General features: G+C 49.0%; 21 protein-coding genes. All 21 read right to left on the minus strand.

Annotated features, from left to right (window positions below; translation table 11 throughout):
* The gene (locus DHN43_RS01870; protein ID WP_108817547.1) at positions 1-633 is read right to left on the minus strand and encodes a hypothetical protein; all 633 of its coding nucleotides are present in this window, start codon (positions 631-633) and stop codon (positions 1-3) included.
* On the minus strand, positions 630-2,312 hold the full coding sequence (fliF, locus tag DHN43_RS01875; protein ID WP_108817548.1) for a flagellar basal-body MS-ring/collar protein FliF: 1,683 nt from the start codon (positions 2,310-2,312) through the stop codon (positions 630-632). The genes DHN43_RS01870 and fliF overlap by 4 nt, the downstream gene beginning before the upstream one ends.
* 136 nt (positions 2,313-2,448) lie before the next feature.
* Entirely contained in the window at positions 2,449-2,784 is a 336-nt protein-coding gene (locus DHN43_RS01880) for a hypothetical protein (RefSeq protein ID WP_108817549.1), read from the minus strand.
* A gap of 197 nt (positions 2,785-2,981) precedes the next feature.
* Positions 2,982-3,983, minus strand: a complete 1,002-nt coding sequence (locus DHN43_RS01885; RefSeq protein ID WP_108817550.1) for a flagellin N-terminal helical domain-containing protein — start codon at positions 3,981-3,983, stop codon at positions 2,982-2,984.
* Between the two features lie 190 nt (positions 3,984-4,173).
* Entirely contained in the window at positions 4,174-4,929 is a 756-nt protein-coding gene (fliP, locus tag DHN43_RS01890; RefSeq protein WP_063303760.1) for a flagellar type III secretion system pore protein FliP, read from the minus strand.
* Entirely contained in the window at positions 4,929-5,438 is a 510-nt protein-coding gene (locus DHN43_RS01895; protein ID WP_057466019.1) for a flagellar basal body-associated FliL family protein, read from the minus strand. Before DHN43_RS01895 ends, fliP begins: the two co-directional genes overlap by 1 nt.
* A gap of 11 nt (positions 5,439-5,449) precedes the next feature.
* Positions 5,450-6,160 carry a flagellar basal body L-ring protein FlgH gene (flgH, locus tag DHN43_RS01900; RefSeq protein WP_057466018.1) on the minus strand — a complete coding sequence of 237 codons (711 nt, stop codon included), beginning with the start codon at positions 6,158-6,160 and terminating at the stop codon, positions 5,450-5,452.
* Positions 6,157-6,636 carry a MotE family protein gene (locus DHN43_RS01905; RefSeq protein WP_208994789.1) on the minus strand — a complete coding sequence of 160 codons (480 nt, stop codon included), beginning with the start codon at positions 6,634-6,636 and terminating at the stop codon, positions 6,157-6,159. The genes flgH and DHN43_RS01905 overlap by 4 nt, the downstream gene beginning before the upstream one ends.
* 150 nt (positions 6,637-6,786) lie before the next feature.
* Positions 6,787-7,911, minus strand: coding sequence for a flagellar basal body P-ring protein FlgI (flgI, locus tag DHN43_RS01910; RefSeq protein WP_063293153.1), 1,125 nt, complete (start codon positions 7,909-7,911; stop codon positions 6,787-6,789).
* A gap of 4 nt (positions 7,912-7,915) precedes the next feature.
* Positions 7,916-8,398 carry a flagellar basal body P-ring formation chaperone FlgA gene (gene flgA, locus DHN43_RS01915; RefSeq protein ID WP_208988067.1) on the minus strand — a complete coding sequence of 161 codons (483 nt, stop codon included), beginning with the start codon at positions 8,396-8,398 and terminating at the stop codon, positions 7,916-7,918.
* A gap of 10 nt (positions 8,399-8,408) precedes the next feature.
* A complete protein-coding gene (gene flgG, locus DHN43_RS01920) occupies positions 8,409-9,197 on the minus strand; it encodes a flagellar basal-body rod protein FlgG (protein WP_057466015.1) in 789 nt (262 codons plus the stop codon).
* A 23-nt stretch (positions 9,198-9,220) separates the two neighbouring features.
* Entirely contained in the window at positions 9,221-9,577 is a 357-nt protein-coding gene (locus DHN43_RS01925) for a flagellar hook-basal body complex protein FliE (RefSeq protein WP_057466014.1), read from the minus strand.
* Positions 9,577-9,993 (minus strand): flagellar basal body rod protein FlgC, encoded by a 417-nt coding sequence (flgC, locus tag DHN43_RS01930; protein ID WP_208994893.1) that lies wholly within the window; start codon positions 9,991-9,993, stop codon positions 9,577-9,579. The genes DHN43_RS01925 and flgC overlap by 1 nt, the downstream gene beginning before the upstream one ends.
* 8 nt (positions 9,994-10,001) lie before the next feature.
* Positions 10,002-10,472, minus strand: coding sequence for a flagellar basal body rod protein FlgB (gene flgB, locus DHN43_RS01935; protein ID WP_244271750.1), 471 nt, complete (start codon positions 10,470-10,472; stop codon positions 10,002-10,004).
* 74 nt (positions 10,473-10,546) lie between these two features.
* Positions 10,547-10,978, minus strand: a complete 432-nt coding sequence (locus tag DHN43_RS01940) for a hypothetical protein (RefSeq protein ID WP_108817975.1) — start codon at positions 10,976-10,978, stop codon at positions 10,547-10,549.
* 57 nt (positions 10,979-11,035) lie between these two features.
* Positions 11,036-12,097, minus strand: a complete 1,062-nt coding sequence (gene flhB, locus DHN43_RS01945; RefSeq protein ID WP_063288330.1) for a flagellar biosynthesis protein FlhB — start codon at positions 12,095-12,097, stop codon at positions 11,036-11,038.
* A 55-nt stretch (positions 12,098-12,152) separates the two neighbouring features.
* Positions 12,153-13,184 carry a flagellar motor switch protein FliG gene (locus tag DHN43_RS01950; RefSeq protein WP_108817553.1) on the minus strand — a complete coding sequence of 344 codons (1,032 nt, stop codon included), beginning with the start codon at positions 13,182-13,184 and terminating at the stop codon, positions 12,153-12,155.
* A 51-nt stretch (positions 13,185-13,235) separates the two neighbouring features.
* The gene (gene fliN, locus DHN43_RS01955) at positions 13,236-13,514 is read right to left on the minus strand and encodes a flagellar motor switch protein FliN (RefSeq protein ID WP_244272523.1); all 279 of its coding nucleotides are present in this window, start codon (positions 13,512-13,514) and stop codon (positions 13,236-13,238) included.
* Positions 13,515-13,648: 134 nt separating this feature from the next.
* Positions 13,649-14,299: a hypothetical protein gene (locus DHN43_RS01960; protein WP_108817554.1), complete on the minus strand. Its 651-nt coding sequence runs from the start codon at positions 14,297-14,299 to the stop codon at positions 13,649-13,651.
* Positions 14,280-15,245 (minus strand): flagellar motor switch protein FliM, encoded by a 966-nt coding sequence (locus tag DHN43_RS01965; protein WP_057466008.1) that lies wholly within the window; start codon positions 15,243-15,245, stop codon positions 14,280-14,282. Before DHN43_RS01965 ends, DHN43_RS01960 begins: the two co-directional genes overlap by 20 nt.
* The gene (gene motA, locus DHN43_RS01970; protein WP_057466178.1) at positions 15,245-16,132 is read right to left on the minus strand and encodes a flagellar motor stator protein MotA; all 888 of its coding nucleotides are present in this window, start codon (positions 16,130-16,132) and stop codon (positions 15,245-15,247) included. Before motA ends, DHN43_RS01965 begins: the two co-directional genes overlap by 1 nt.
* Between the last annotated feature and the right edge of the window lie 292 nt (positions 16,133-16,424).

Raw genomic sequence — 16,424 nt, forward strand, 5'->3', positions numbered from 1 at the left:
CTACTCTCCCAGCGTACTGCGAAGCTCCTCGCACCATTCCGATAGGCCGGTGGAAAGCGCCATGTCAGACACCTTCACCACGAGATCAGTGCTGGAGTTTTCAGAAAATTTAATTGTGTTTGAAAGTTCGCCAGTTTTTTTGCCGAACAAATCAAATAAATGTTCGGGCCCAGTTACCTCAAGCACGACTTCAGGCGTTTCAGAGAGTTGTCGACGTACGACCTGCACCAATGAGGTTACAGCACGATCCCGTGCGCTCTCTTCGATAAACGGAACCAAAATTTCGGAGACTGCCTTAGACAGCCTGTCTTCAATTTCGACGAGAGATTGCTGAAAAGCTTCCTTTAACTTCTCGCCCTCCCCTTCTTTGAATGCTTTTTCTCGCTCGATCAGCTCAACGTCTAATTCTTCACGCATCTTCTTGACGCGCTCATCTGCACCCGACTTGGCAGCCTCTTCCCCTTCTGAGAACCCATTTTCATAAGCCTCGAAGACACGGTTAACCCAGTCACCACCTTCGCCATACCCCTTCGGAAGCATGGAGATCACTTCCTGCATATCCTGAAGGTCTTTGGTGGTAACGCCTGTATCTGTCGTAAAGTCTGCTAGATAGTCGTTGATGCCGCGTGTCATCCAGCACGCTCCTGATCATACATCCACTGCTTCAGGATGATTGCTGCCTGCATATCATCCATCTCGACAGCACGCTCAAGCTTACGAAGATTATCACGGTTTACAACGGTCGCATCAACGCCTTCACCAGACACGCCGTCCCCGTTTGTGTAATCTGGCAACTGGCCATCTTCGCCCTCAATCTCACCATCACGAACAGCGTTGGAGTTGGCACCAACTGGCAAACCTTCTTCAACCTCTTCAGATTTTGGAATAAGGAAGGCGACAGCTGGGCGCAGACCGAACCAGATAATCATCAGCGTCACAATAAGGATTGCACTGGCGTTGACCACTGACCCCATATTGCGCATCAACACATCCTGCCAGGTCCGCTCTGGAATTGCAGCAAGCTGCTCACCAGCCAACATAAAGTTCACGGCAGAAACTGACACCTTATCGCCGCGTGCGACATCAACACCGGCTGCTGTTGCGATAATTTCTTCGATCTCTTCGACCTTTTCGGTCAAATCCGCTTCAGCACCATCAACAACAGCATCACCTTTTTGCCCTTCGACACGACGCGCTAATTCTTCAACAAGACGATCACGATTAACCAGCACAGCAATACTCATGCGATCAATACGATAATCATCAAAGATGGTTTCTACTGTGCGTGAGGAAATTTCGTAGTTCGTCAGTTCTTCACGGCGTTCATTTTCCTCTGAAGAACGCTCACCGGATTGTGATGAAACAGCTTCCTCAGGAAGGTTTTGCTCAACAGTGGTTGGATTTTCCAGACTTGCATTTTGGGCGCTCGCATTTTCGCGCACAACGCGGAAAGATCGCTCAACACGCGTCTCGGGATCATAGGAGGTTTCGGAAACCCTTTGATTGTCTGTATTCACAGAGGCAGAAACACTGACCTCAAAGTTGTTTACACCGAGATAAGGCGCCAGCGCCTGGCGGATCGCATTTTCCTTGCGCGACGCCAAATCAGCTTCCAACATTGCCTTACGGCCAGTGGACGCGCTTTGCGCATCTTCACCAGCAGCAAGAAGCTGCCCCTCAGTATCAAGAACTGTCACCGCCTCTGCAGTAAGGCCCGGAACAGCAGCTGCAACAAGGTAACGAATAGATTGCGCAACCGAGTTTGTCTGAACACCCTCGGTGCGAATAAGAACAGAAGCTGTTGGTTTTTGATTTTCACGTCGGAAGGTTGCTTTTTCCGGAAGAACCAAATGCACACGAGCAGCTTTTACGCCCTGCATACTTTGGATTGAGCGGGCAACCTCACCTTCAAGCGCACGGACTTTGGTCACGCTCTGCATAAAGGATGTCAGACCCAGAGAACCCATCTCATCAAAGAGCTCATAACCTGCACCCGATCCGCGCGGCAGACCCTTTTCTGCCAGCAGCATACGAGCACGAGCCGTTGCGCCAACACCGACTGAAATCGACGTGCCGTCCGCATTTACATCAAACGGAACGCCACTGGCCTGCAATGCCATGCCGATCTGAGTGACATCGTCCCTCTCCAAATTAGCGTAGAGAATTTCCTGTTCCGGACGGGACAAGAGATATGCTGCTGCGCCAATCGCAACAAACGTAAATAACCCAATAAAAGCGAGCACCATCAGGCGCTTTGCACCTAACTCGGCCAGATTACCATAGATTTTTTCGGCGTTTTCACGAGCTGCCATTGCGACCTCTGCAGGTGTATCAATGGCGCTACCTTCGCTTTTCAACCTTGCGCGAACGTGATCAGGATTTACATTGGGCGAAAATCCACGGTTTCTCCGATGCAATACAAGCTATTTTTAAAGAAAACTAACAGTATCAGGTATATGCACCTGCGTGGGTGATGCGCTGAATACTCGGCAGACCATTTACTGTCAAACCACAGCCCTGCCCTTTCAAGCGCTTACTCACCCGATCAGCCGTTGCGTTGATTGCCACAATCGTGTTCGCACCGCACTCAATTTGACGAAGCTGACCTTCTTGCTCAAAAAGCACATCCCGCGCCAGCGCAACAACAGAACTCCAGAAGCGCTCATTGCCCCGCAATGCAAACGTCAAGCCATCGAGCTTCTGCTCAGATGTGAGCACGGAAAGATCGACCTGACCTGCTTCCTGATCCCCTTGCCTGGAGACATTTAACTGACTACTTAACATCAAGCACCGCACAACTCAAAACAACCCAACACGAGATAAAGCTTAAGAAAGCTTATTTCAAATACTGGTATATTTTATCGAACTTGCCTTAACCTGACTTATAACAATTTTATCTAAATTTTTATCATAATTACAAGCAAAAGCCCCGGCGATTAACCGGGGCCTCAAAGCTTCTAAGGTTCTCAGAGTTTTCCGACTTAACGGAACAGGCTGAGGATGTTCTGGGAACCAGAGTTAGCGATAGACAGAGCCTGAATACCGAGCTGCTGCTGGGTCTGAAGAGCCTGCAGACGAGTGGATTCAGCATTCATGTCCGCATCAACCAGCTGACCGATACCACGATCAACAGCGTCCGTCAGGTTCTTAACGAACTCCATCTGCATATCTACACGGCCCTTAGTAGAACCGAGCTCTGCAGCCGCGTCAGTCATATCTTTCAACACACCATCAACAGCATTACCCAGTGCACGCAAAATGATCTGATGCTCTGTGTTACCATCTTCAAGATCAGAAATATCAATATCTAGGAAGTCGACGGATGTCGCATCACCACCAACGAGGGTATAGTCAGTGAGCGCTGTACCGCCAGCAGCAGTGATCGCAGTATTCAAAGCAGTAGACAAATCGGCAGTCAAAAGGCCTTTATTGGTAGCAGCATCAGTATCGTCATCAACAAGGATCATCTCCAAGATGTCAATGTCGATATTTTGCAACTCAGGCTCATTATCGGCAGTACGTGTGAACGTACCTACGAAAGATTTATCTGAAGAATAATCCGCTACGCTTGTGTCCTGACTGAGCCAGTTTTCACCATTAAAGCTTGCAGATGCAGCAATAGTGCTCAGCTGATCCTGCAGCGCAGTGATATCTGCCTGAATCTGACCGCGATCAACACCATCTTTAGTTGCCGCAAGCAACTTGGCTTTAATCTGTGTCGCAACGCCTTCTGCCTGGTCCATAGCAGTAAACGCTACATCAACAGTTGCCGCACCAAGACCTAGAGCATCCTGAACAGCGCCAAGGGCTTCGTTGTCAGAGCGCATGGTTGTCGCGATGGACCAGTAAGCTGCGTTGTCAGAAGCATCAGCCACACGCATACCAGTGGAAATACGGCTCTGAGTATCAGCCAGGTCGGTGTTGATGTTACGCAGAGTGGTCAGAGCCACCATTGCGGAGGAGTTTGTCAAAAGAGAAGACATAACATTTGTCCCTTAAATAAAAAGAAATGGGACATTCCGGATTAAATTCCCGGGGCTACAGAGTTGCATCATGCACTTTGAAGGTCAAAGCCTGTAACAGAACTCAAAGATGACTCACAAAGCTTACGCCAGACTGACTCACTGGCTTAGGCAAGAAAAAAGCCCCGAAACGGAGCTTTCATGGTTAAGTTTAGGTAAACGATCTTATCAGACCACCTGTTAACAGGTACCACCCATCAATCAAGACGAAGAATAATACCTTGAAGGGGAGTGAGATGACTGTTGGGGGGAGCATCATCATGCCCATGGACATTGTGATTGTAGCGACAATCATATCGATGACAACAAAGGGCAAAGCGATGAGGAAACCGATTTCAAAACCACGTCGTAATTCTGATATCATGAAGGCCGGAATGAGAACGCGGAGGTCGAGTTCTTCGATGGGCGCGTCTTCCTCGTAGTTGAATGCACTCACTGCCAGATCGTCGAAGAGGACCAGATCTTTTTCGCGGACGTTATCCAACATGAACCGTCGGAACGGCTTTGTCATTTCCTCGTAGGCGACTTCTTCTGTGATTTGCTCTTTGATTAATGGTTGAAGACCATTTTTCCACGCCGTATCGAATGTTGGTGCCATGACGTAGAAGGTCATGAACAAGGCGAGGGAAATGAGGATAATGTTGGCTGGTGTTGTTTGAAGGCCGATACCGGAACGCAAGAATGACAAAGCAACAACGAAGCGCGTGAAGCTTGTAACCATGATCAGGATCCCTGGCGCTAACGAGAGCACCGTCAGGATCATGACGTATTGGATAATCCGACCACTCGCAGATGCCTGTCCCGCCGGAAGCAAGTCACTCAGGTTGATATCCTGAGCGGAGGCTGGAGCGACCCAAAACAACGCAAATAAACTCAAAAAACTCGTAAGAAACGCAAAATAACGCATTACTGAATCACCACAGATTCAAGGACGAGTTCCTTGACAAATTTGCCACCACGCATCTTGGCGCGTTCATTGAGATCATCACGCAAACGCAGCAAACCACGGGTGCCTTCGAGCTGGCGTGGCCCCAAGGTCCGGGCGTAGAGCAACAGATCCTGCTCAACCTGTTTGACCAGCAAGGAGTGATCCTGCTCTTCTATACCGCGCTGCATCAAAACAACTGAGGCTTCAATACGAATCCAGTTCTTAGAGGAAGACAACAGGTTGGTCACGATTGGCTTTAATGAGACAATCTGACTGCTTTCTGTATATTCTGGATTGATCAGAGCGCCGCTGTTGGCTTTTTGCTCTTCCAAATATTTGCCGTGCACCTGATCAACCAGCGTAGAGCCGATCCCCATTCCACCAGCACTCGCAACGGCCGTCACGACAATGGCCGCGACGGCTACACCGACCCAAGAATTCTCGGAGGCTGGCAACTGTGGCTTTGGCAACTGTGGTTTAAGAGCCATAGAAGCCTCCTTTAGAGCGGGCTAATGATATCAATGATTTGCTGACCAACGCTTGGCTGCTGCACTTCCGTCACGCGGCCACGGCCACCGTAGGAAACACGCGCTTCAGCGATCTTGTCATACTCAATGGTATTTCGACCTGTGATGTCTTCAGGACGCACGATGCCAGCAACCGATAGAACGCGAACCTCATAGTTCACACGAACTTCTTGTTGCCCGGAGATGATCAGGTTGCCGTTGGCGAGCACTTTGGTCACGACTGCTGCAATGGAAAGTTTGATCTCTTCACTGCGGTCAATAGCGCCCTCACCTTTACTGCTGGTCGCACCAGTCCCAGAAATGCTTGCGTCGGCTTCTCCTGAATCAACACCAGCCCAGGAGAACGCACCTTTCAATCCGGTAGACCGGGAGGAGTCACGTTTTCTCTCGCTGGAGTTGTCCAGCTTGGCCTTATCGTTGATTTTGATCGCAACGGTAAGAACATCGCCAATTTGCTTTGCTCGGGGATCGCGGAAGAAATCCTGTTCACCGTCAGCCCAAAGCCCGTGATAAGCGCGATTTGAACGGCCGCCACTTTTCGCTGGGGTTGCCGGCAAGTTTGCAACATTTGGCTGAAGCCCTTGCCCCAGCGGGGTTAGATGCGGCTCCTTGCCAACGTTTTTCATAGCATTACAGCCAGTGAGCGTAATTGCGGCGAGAATGCATACCAAAGTGCGCTTCACTGTGAAACTCCCATACTTTGCTTGGCGGCCTTTCGAGCTGTAAGTTCTGCCATCAGATCAGTAAGATACGCTGCGCGCTCTGAGGCCAACTCAGCAAGCACCGAGCTGGCTTTCCGCGCCTTCATCTGAAGAAGAATTGAAACTGCTGTTTCATCATCCAGAGACGTTAACTGCAGCGCCGCTGCATCCGGACGCATGTTGGCATAGATGTTAACGACATGCCCTTCAGCTCTCTGCAGGATTTCATCACGACGTTTCACCCACATGCGCAACTCAGCAATCTTAGTGTCGAGTTCCGTAATCTTGGCTTTCATCTGATGCTCAACATCAAACAGAGCACGCATTTGCCAAGCAATCCGAGCGTCTTTTGCCTGATCAGCAATCGCTTCGCAGTAGTTCTTGGCCTGCTCAATTGCGGCACTCAGTTCTTCTGTCTCGGCTTCGTTCGTCTGGGCACTTGCGCTTACAAGCGACATGCACAAACCGAGAGATACCGCTGCACACTTAAGGGGAAAGAATTTCTTCTTAGAGAGCTTTAAGAGAGGCATTACAACTCAGTTCCAATAGGTTTAGCGGTACAGTGAAGCCACAAGCTTGCCCGTGGCTTATCCAATTGCCGTGCAGTCTTATTTGACCACGAGAGTTGCCTGGAGAGCCCCTGCCTGCTTAATCGCCTGAAGGATTGCAATGATTCCACTTGGCTTCAGACCAATACGGTTCAATCCTCTGACCAGAGTTTGCAAATCAGTTCCACCAATCAACTGCAACTGACCATCTTCCTGAACCACATCAATATCCGTGCGCGGTACAACAGTCGTTTCGCCTTGCTGAGCGAACGGTGATGGCTGTGAGACTTCAGGCCGCTCAGAAACACGAACTGTCAGATTGCCGTGCGTCACAGCAACCGTTGAAATCCGCACATTCTGACCGATAACGACAGTTCCAGTACGCTCATCCACAACCACTCTTGCTGGCGTATCCGGCTGAACCATCAGGCCTTCGATCTGAGAAATGAAACGGACTGAGCTGATACCTGCAGGGCGTTGAACCTGAACGGATCTATAATCAAGCTCACTCGCAAGCTTCAAACCATAGCGGTTTAGTGAAAATGCATTGATTGCATCCGTCACTCGTACAGCGGTCTTAAAGTCTGGATTTTTAAGTTCCAGCACCAGCTGTGGTAGCGAAGAGAAATAATCAGGTAGCGTTTTCTCAATTAGCGCGCCATTTGAAACACTTCCGGCAGTTGGAACACCTTGTGTCAAACTACCAGCATCACCCGTGGCCGCAAAGCCGGATACAGAAACGGAACCCTGAGCAACCGCATAGACGTTGCCATCAGCCCCCATCAATGGTGTCACAAGAAGCGTTCCCCCCTGTAACGATGCTGCATCGCCAAGTGATCCGACAGAAACATCAATACGGGCACCATTCCCAATAAAGGGAGGCAACTCGGCAGTCACAACAACCGCCGCTACATTTCTTGATCTTAAGTTAGACTCTCGAACGTTCACTCCCATGCGCTCAAGCATGGATTGCAAAGACTGCTCAGTGAACGGAGAATTCCTCATGGTATCGCCAGATCCATTCAGACCAATCACAATACCATAGCCGACAAGCTGATTAGAACGCATGCCGCGCAGATCAGCTATATCCTTGATACGGACGAGTGCAGACGCACTGTCAAACGATAAAAACAAAGCAAGAAAAGCAAGATAAATTGCCCCCAGAGAACGGCTTACAGAACGCACGGTGTTATTCCCCTTCAGCCAGCAAAGATCCGTTTTCTTGCACTTTGCCTAAAACACTTAAACCTGTATCAGGGTTCTTAGCCCTGATATTTGCACCAATTGCCCCAGATTCCTGCGCCTCAACAATGGCGCGGATTTCCAAGCCTTCTTCTTTAAAAACCAACAGGACAGAAGAACCGCGTTGCACTACAACAGGATCTTGAACCGCGTTTTTTGGAATTGGTTTTCCTGGAAAAAGGGTACGGCGCGCTTCCAGCCCAACTACATCTTGCATTCGACCTACAATCGAAAGCTGCGCAACCGACTTCTTGAAGAATCCGTGTTCACGAAGCATACCTTCTTCGATCTTATCACCCGGATAAATCATCATGGCCGGCACTGGAAGCTTTACAACTTCGCGTCGGCCTGCCGCTGATGCCGCTGTTAAGAACAACGGCACGCAACACACTAGCAATGCCAGGCTATGCAGGCGCTTGGAAGCACTCATCACCGCGTCCTTAGCGAATACCCTTGGACACAGTTCCAGCCATATCATCTGCTGCCTGAATCACTTTGGAATTCATCTCATACCCACGCTGCGCGCTGATCAAGCTTGTGATCTCTTTAACGGGATCGACGTTGGCACCTTCAAGATACCCTTGACGAATAACTCCAAGCGAACCTTCGCCAGCGATACCAGTATTAGGCGCGCCAGATGCAATAGTTTCGCGGAAAAGATTGCCACCGATCGCCTTCAGGCCAGCATCGTTTACAAAATTGGTCAGGTTCAACTGACCGATACTTGTGGCCGGGTTCCCGTCGGCATAAGTAGCAAACACCTCGCCACTTTCATTGACAGTAACTTTAACAGCTTCAAGCGGAACAGTGATACCAGGCTGAACCTCATAACCATCAAGAGTTACAAGAGCACCCTCACCGTTTACGTTGAATGCTCCGGACCGTGTAAACAGCGCCTCACCTTCAGGGCCGATAATTTCAAACCAACCCTGACCATCGATCGCCAGATCAAATGCGTTGTTGGTTTGCTGCAGCGCACCTTGAGAATGCAACTTACGAACCGCTGCGGTTTTCACACCAAGACCTTGCTGAATTCCTTCAGGAACAGGTGCAGCACCACCACGATTGGACACGCCAGCTGCACGATCAGTTTGATAAAGCAGATCGGAGAACTCAGCGCGAGATGCCTTAAAGGCAGTCGTATTCATGTTCGCGATGTTATTGGAAATAACTTCGAGATTTTTCTGCTGAGCAGACATACCCGTCGCAGCGATAGCAAGAGCCTTCATAGGAAAAACCTTTTCTCAAACAATTAAATACTCATACGAGAGAATTCTTGATAGGCCTCAACAACCTTGTCACGCACAGCTACTGCGCTCTTCAAGGAAAGCTCTGCCTTCATCACAGCCTCGACCACTTTTTGAGCCGAAACTTCGCCACGAACTGCCGCAACAGATGTCGCTTCAGCCGTTTTCAAATCGCCTGCAGTTTCACGAACCACATCAGCCATAGTATCAGCAAAGCTGCCCTGAACCTCTTGGGTCGCCTGCGCATTCTGCGCTCCGCCTACCAAGTACTGACGAGTACGAGCAGTAGACGAAACATCATTTACCCCACTGGTAAACGTTGAAACACGCGACACTGAACTCAACGCCGAAAGATCCGCCATCACCTACTCCTCAACAAATCGATTGTACGGGTAATCATTTCTCTGGATTTGACCATCATCTGCAGACCAGCTTCATAAGAACGCGAAGCTTCTCGCATGTCCGCCAACTCAATCAGAGTGTTTACGTTTGGATATTTTACGTCGCCATTCTCATCTGCCGCTGGATGCGACGGATCAAATTCAATACGGTAATCACCTTTATCCGTACCGATATCCTTAACCTCAACGAGATTGGCACCAAGCGCGCGATCAACCTCACTTTTGAAGGTAATCGTTTTACGCTGATAAGGATTTGCCCCAGGAGTGTCGCCTGTCGACTGAACGTTGGCCAGGTTCTCAGAGACAACGCGCATACGCTGTGACTGAACTCTCAGACCTGAGGAGGAAATCTTTAATGAAGCGACAAGTGGATCAATCATAATCTTTATCTTCCTAAGCTGCTCTTCATCAAGCCATAGAAGGACCCAACAAGCTGAGTATTGAGTGAGTGCTGACGAGCGACCTCACCTGACTTAATCAACTCTTGCTCTAGGGAAACGGAATTATCTGAGACGGTAACTTGCCACGCCTCACCGTCATTCACCCGCACACGACGGGCATTCGTTCCATCTTCGCTGATATGACCTGACTGGGTAGCAGCCATCTGAATACTGGTTTTATCCAGAATGTCCTTAAAAGGCTCGACATCCTTACTTGCAAAACCAGGAGTATCAACGTTCGCAATATTTTCGGAAATTGTTGATTGCCGCACTGACAACCAAGAATTTTGCCGCGAAACCAAACTAAAAAGATATACGGGCTCCAAAAAATCCACTCCGCTACAAAAACTGCTAAAAGTGGATAGCAGTGCAATCTTGTCCGTAGCTGGCGGAATCAATATTTCCGGAAAAAGCAAAAAAGATATACTTGGTTAGTCAAGTATATCTTTTTATCTTAAAATTTTAGGTAAATAAATAATTAATATATTGCTTAAGAATTAACAGATGCGTCCGCGAGCGCAGTTTCCAGCTTCTTTGTATTTTCCTGCGGGTCTTCAGAAGGGTGCTCAAATGCGATGAACTTGACATCAACTGCCGAGTTTAATGCAAGCAAAAACAAATGAAACATGACACTCACACCGTCATTTACAAACTTCATATGCAAGCAAACTGTAACATCGCCATTCCAGTTCAAATCGATTGACGACGTGCCAGCATAGGTGAGTGTGTCAGGCCTAAAATAAAGTTCCGACGAAGATTCCAGCAAATCTGTAAGATTAGCAGTTTCGTTAGAGAGAATATGACGAGCTAAAGAAGACAGATCGCATAACCGTAACTCGGCTGCGATGGGCTTCATAGCGTTTGCAATCAATGCCTCGCGCAAAACATCTTCAGATTTTGCAGGCAGGTCGTTTTTCTTCAATGCGGTCTTTGTAGACAAAATACCCTCTTAAGGCAGAAACGCGCTTCGACAAAGTCTTTAGCGCTTTAAATAAACATATGAAATAATTTCTGCTACCGCTCGATAATATTCCTCTGGAATACTCTGATCTATCTCTACGGCGGCATAAAGTGAACGCGCGAGTTGTCGATCTTCTACAACTGGAACATCATGAATATAGGCCAGTTCTTTGATTTTCAGTGCAATCAGGTCCTGCCCTTTTGCAACAACACGCGGCGCTTGTTCGCCCTCACGCTCATAATACAGCGCAACGGCAAAGTGGGTGGGGTTCGCAACAACAACAGTCGCATCCTGAACAGATGACATCATGCGCTTGCGAGCCCTGTCACGAGCAAGAGAGCGTAAGCGCGCCTTGATAAGCGGATCGCCCTCTGCCTGCTTAAATTCGTCCTTCAGCTCCTGGTGAGACATGCGCAAATTCTTGCGCCACTGGAAACGCGCCAGAACCAAATCAAAACCAACAAGGAAGATGGTTGCGACGCAGATACCGGAAAGCAAAGTCATTGCAACAGACAAAATAAGCTGAGGCACTTGACTTGGGTCGCTGTACATCGCTGTCAACGCAACCGCTTGCTGCGATTTCAATACAAGCGCGGCAACGACGATCACAGTTACCAGTTTGAAGAGAGACTTCACAAACTCCATGGCGCCATTGACGCTAAAAAGCCTGCCCAGTCCCTTTTTCAAGGAAATCTTGCTGAGCTTCGGTTCAATTCGGTCCAACACCAAACGTGGCGTATTTTGCATGAAAGAGGAAGCCAAGCCAAAGAAAATCAAGACAGAAACGATAGGGCCAAGAAACCAGACAAGCTGAAAAGCCACAGCAGACATCAACTGCAAAGGCTCCGCAGCACTGACAAACTGTATTTCACCCGGATTATCCAAAAACCACTTCAGAAAATACACCAGGCCCTGCGCCTTATCGACAGCGATGAAGGAAAGCACAAGAAGAAGCGCTAGCATTGAAGCAAGCACAGACGCTTCCTTGGAGACTGGGATATTCCCTTTCTCCAAGGCATCACGAACCTTCTTCTCCGTGGGTTCCTGGGTTTTACTGTCGGGATCCTGGTCTTCAGACATGAAACCTGCCGCTTCTCAAGATGGTTTGACAAACTTAAAAAGTCATCGGGAAGCGTTAGACGTAGACTTCTTCACCACGCCCAATCTCAAGGTCGATCTCACCTGAATTTGCCTTTTCAAGGGCAAGATCAGTAATCGCCCTACGCGCATCCATCACTTCACGTTGCGTCATAGGTTCACCGGAAGCCAGATCGTTCTCAACGATCCTACGGGCACGAGACGCCATACTTGCGAGGATCGACTGACGGAACTCTGGATTCGTTCCTTTAAGAGCTGCAGTGATAACTTCACTGGTAACATCATCAAAGATTGCAGTTCTGGTGCGAAGATCCAGGTTCTGGATATCATCAAAGGTGAAGAGCAAGGCATCGAGCTGCTCTGCAGATTTTGGCAGAGCTTCACGCAGATTACCCAGCGTATCTTCAAGATCGTCACGTTCCATTTTGTTGAGAATATCAGCCATACGAACATGGGAATCTGTACCCACAGTTCTTGCAAAGTTCACCATGAAGTCTTCATGCAGTGTCTTCTGCACTTCCTCCATAACGTCCTCAACGATAGGCTTGAGTGTCAACATACGACGGACGATCTGATTACGTTTTCTACGCGGGATCTGGGAAATCACACGCGCTGCACCACTTGCAGAAATCTTTGACAAGATCACTGCTGCAGTTTGCGGATGTTCTTTCTGCAAATATGTAGAAAGAACATGCTCCGAGATTTGTGAGACCTTGTCCCAGATCGAACGCTTGGAGTAGCCCATCACGTCCGACATAATTTCGGCGACCTGATCTTCTGGAAGAATACCTTTCAGAAGACTCTCGGCCCCTTCGGCTGTACCGAACAGGTTTACACCACCTGAGAAAAGCTCGATGAACTCTTCAATCAGCTCATCGAGTTCACTAGCAGGAACTGTGCCCAGATCTGCAGCTGCCCGAATGATCATCCGCATTTCGTCATTATCGAAATGCTTCAGAACACGGGTTGCCTTGTCACTTCCCATAGCCAACAGCAAAGCTGCTGCCTTCTGATGGCCATTTTTTCTGGAAATGACGCTTCCCATTTCAGCTGGAACAACACTGTTCATTCTCTACGCGCCTCGGATACACATATAAAATCAAGCACAGCTCTTGTGCGGCTAGTTGTAGCTGCCTTTTGCGCCTACAATCTCAGTCAGCGACACACCAAACCGCGAGTTATCGTCTTCAACAACCACGATTTCGCCACGCGCTACAGTGCGGCCATTTACGACGATGTCGACAGGCTCACCAACGCGGTGATCCAGAGGTATAACCGCACCACGACCAAGCTTAAGCAAACTGGCCACAGGCATGGTCGCAGATCCAAGAACAACCTGCATATCAACCGGAATACCTAGAACTGCATCCAGATTACGGTCAACGTTCTCGTCGCTCATACCCTTTTCAGGCGCTGAAGCAGCTGGCTGGGCTGCAGCAGAAGGCGCACCCATATCCATATCCATCTCGGCTTCAGAAGCAGCAGCTTCCCATTGCAACGCGAGGGCTTCATCACTCATTTCATTTGAGCTGCTCATTGCGGATCATTCTCCTTCTCAGGACTTTCGTCGTCCTTTACATTTACAGATCTGAATGTGGCGCTCTGGCCGAAAGAAACTTTTCTAACTCTGACATTCTGGTTATCTATTGCAGATACAGCAGTATTTTCTTGGTTACCTGCCGGTGCAGGCTTACCCATTCCACCAGCCAGCAACAACGCGGCGGTATTGGACGCTGCACTCGTAACGGGCTTTTGCTTTGCCTTGGTTGCAGCAGGCTTTGCAGCACGACCGGAACGTCGCCCGCGATCTCCACCAGGCCTCGGCGGCGCGTCATTCATACTGATGCCGACTTCATCGCTTTTCTTGCTCAACCACTCGATATGCTCCTGGAGCGCTTTCATTTCTGTTTGCGCCTGCAGGATCACACCAGAGATATCGACCGTAGCTTCACGAGCCTCATCAATCCGCTGACCAAGATTACTCAGGATCTCCTCACCGCGAACCCGGATTTCCTGCAAGGACAAACCAATGTTGTCCATTGCTTCCGAGGTCTGGTCAAAAATCCTTTGATACTCTTCATGATAGCCGGAGAGCCGCTTTAGCTGTCGGTACATGATCACAACGCGCCATGTCGTAACCAAAAGAGCAAAAAGTAAAAATCCGTCAATTAGATAAGATATCATCGAGAAGTTCCCCTTCCTGCTCGATCAACTCTTCAACGCGTACTGTGTAAGACCCTGCAACCTGACCCAGGCGACAGTTAAACAATGGCTGACTGTTACATTCGAGCTGAACGGCAGTTTTTGGAGTAGCATTCAACTCAAGAACAAGACCAACTTCGAACTGCGCAACCTCTTCAAGAGTCATGCGCTGCTCTTCAAGAATTGCCGTAAGCTTGACTTCGGTACGCTGAACTTCCTGCTGGAACTGTTTAGTCCAACGGGTATCGCGACCGGCAACCTCACCAGACAACACCTGTGTCAGATTTTCGCGCAACGGGTTCAGAACCGACTGAGGGATAATGATGAAGATCTCACCTTCACGACCGATGATTTCAGCAGTCATTTTGGCAAGTACGCACGGATTACTCTTCCGACCCGTTTGCGCGAATTCCATACGGTTTTCGAGACGCTCAACCTTCAACGAGGTATCAGCAATCGCCTCAAACGCCGTCTCGAGCGCTGTAGCCGCCTCCTGGAACATCCTATAGGCAAGCCGCTGCTCGACATTGGTCAGAGCGCGATCTTCAAGAAACGCTTCTTCTTCACCATCTCCACCAAGCAGAACCTCAACCATGGAAAAGATGAAGGTTCGATCAAACCCGAGCAAAATGCGCGCATCCCACTCCTGAGCATGAAGAACCGCAACAACTGCGCGATCCTCATATTGCTCAAGAGCATCACCAATACGCTCATTAGAAACCGATTGAACTGCTAAGTAAGGTGCAGTTGCCGCCATCTGCCGAAGTGTATCGATGTACTGGCGCGCCATGCGATCAAAGACCACATGAAGCATCGGAAGACGATCAACACCCAGGCCCGCAGCATCCAACAAACGAGAAGGCAAATCCACCTTCGCATTCTGAGCGCTGATCACCTCATCACTCATTTCCAGCTCTTGAGGCTCCATCAGGCTTCACTCCCAGCTGCAGCAGACACCACCGGACCAGCATTCATAGTTTCCGCCTCAACTTCATCAATTGTAGGACGATCGTCTGCACCGATGGTTTTACGACCGTGCTCCAACGCAATCTGAGGCGCTGCACCATTCATAAACGCAAGCAATGTCTGCTTCACCTCAATATAGAGCCGATAACGCTGCTCACGAATGGATTTAATCTTCACTGCGACCGGGCTAACAATTCCGTAGGATAAAAAGATACCAAGGAATGTACCAACGAGCGCAGCACCAATCAGACTACCAAGAATTTCCGGCTCCTGATCAATAGCCCCCATCGCCTTCACGATACCAAGCACAGCAGCCACAATACCGAGAGCAGGCAAAGTCTCAGCAACAATACTAAGCGCTTGATACGGCTTCATCTCTTCACGACCAAGGGTGTGCAACTCTTCATCCATCAAGGATTCAATTTCATGAGGACGAACATTACCGATGATAATGAGACGAAAGTAATCACAGATAAAACTTGTCAGGGATATGTTCGCGAGAACCCGCGGGAAACGCTGAAACAACTCAGAATCATCAGGATTATCAATGATCTGCTCAACATCATTACGCCCCTTTGCACGAAGGGTTCTCATAAGACCGTAGAGCACACTAAGCGTATCCAGATGGTCACGCTTTTTGGGCTTTGCATTCACCAAAGCTTCATGAATACCGCGCCCGGTATCCTTAATCGTCTTAAACGTATTCGCCACCACGAAGGTACCGAAGGCGGCTCCCCCAACAATCAGCAGCTCAAAAGGTTGCCATAGCACCTTCATATAGCCACCCATTGCAACATAACCACCAATTATGGATCCAATAACGATCACGAGGCCAACTAGAATATTCAATTTGCGCTCCACACACTTACCGGACAAGCACTTTTCTTATTTTGTGGTAGCGAGACTTACTTGTCCGAAGCTGGCGTAAAGACGCTGAAATCCTAACAAACACCCGTACAGCTTCAGACAAGCCCTAAAGAGCATTCTCTCGAAGCATTTGAGTGTAGATAGGTTTGCTATGATCAGCACATTAACGCGATATGCGCTTCTGACTTGGAGCATGGATACTGCATTGGGCGGCGCAACTATGAACACCATAGAAGGCCGCGAACCACGCAAACCTGCAGGAAATATCAGCGCT

It is taken from the genome of Pseudovibrio sp. Alg231-02 (assembly GCF_900143565.1).
In the GTDB taxonomy this organism is placed as follows: Bacteria; Pseudomonadota; Alphaproteobacteria; order Rhizobiales; family Stappiaceae; genus Pseudovibrio.